The sequence below is a fragment of the Desulfovibrio piger ATCC 29098 genome (assembly GCF_000156375.1).
Taxonomy (GTDB): domain Bacteria; phylum Desulfobacterota; class Desulfovibrionia; order Desulfovibrionales; family Desulfovibrionaceae; genus Desulfovibrio; species Desulfovibrio piger.
Window position 1 is genome coordinate 1 of record NZ_DS996366.1, and the last position, 810, is coordinate 810.

General features: G+C 70.1%; 1 protein-coding gene. It reads right to left on the bottom strand.

What is annotated here, in order from left to right; genetic code table 11:
* Positions 1-810, bottom strand: an 810-nt coding sequence (murJ, locus tag DESPIG_RS12455) for a murein biosynthesis integral membrane protein MurJ (protein ID WP_006009427.1), incomplete at both ends; no start/stop codon positions are given.

Consider the following 810-nt stretch of genomic DNA (forward strand, 5'->3'; position numbering starts at 1 on the left):
CGCCAGCGTCCCGGCAGCGCGCAGGCTGTCCAGCCCGTACTGGGCCGCCCAGGAGGCCGCCCCGGCGGGCAGGGAGCACAGCAGAGCCCGGCCGGACAGGGAAAGCAGGCCCGCGAAGGCGCCCGTGCCCTGACGTCGCGCCCAGATGGCCACCAGCCAGAGCACATAGGCGCTGACGCTCACCGCCGAGGTCAGGGCGATGGCCCACGCGCCCAGCGGCACGGCCCACCAGTAATAGACCGGCAGGGCCAGCAGGGTCATGGCCGTGCCCGTGGTGGCCGGGGTCAGGGTATCGCCGTCGGCATAGAAGGCGCGCACCAGCACCATGTACACGATCCACAGCGGCGTAGCGGCCAGCATGATCTGCAGCAGGGGCGTGCTGGCCACGGTCTCGGCCAGGCCGAAGCGGCCGCCCTGGAAGATGACGCCCATGATGGACTGGGCGGCCACGCCCATCCAGAGAGCGCAGGGGATGATGAGGCCCACGCTGGCCCGCAGGGCCGCGCTCAGGGTCTGGTCGAAGCGTTCCTTCTCGCCGTTGGTCAGCAGGGAGACCAGGAAGGGATAGGAGGCCACGGCGGCCGCCTGCCCCATGAGGCCCACCGGCACCTGCATGATGCGCCGGGCATAGTTGAGCAGGCTCACGGCGCCGTCGCCCACCAGCGAGCCGAACACACGCATGAACTGCTCATCCAGAAAGATGACGGTCTGGCCCAGCATCAGGGGCAGGGCCATGATCAAAAAGCGCTTGAGCAGCGGGTGCCGGAAAACCAGCGAAAGGCGCAGCCCACCGGCGGCGGCCACCCGGAA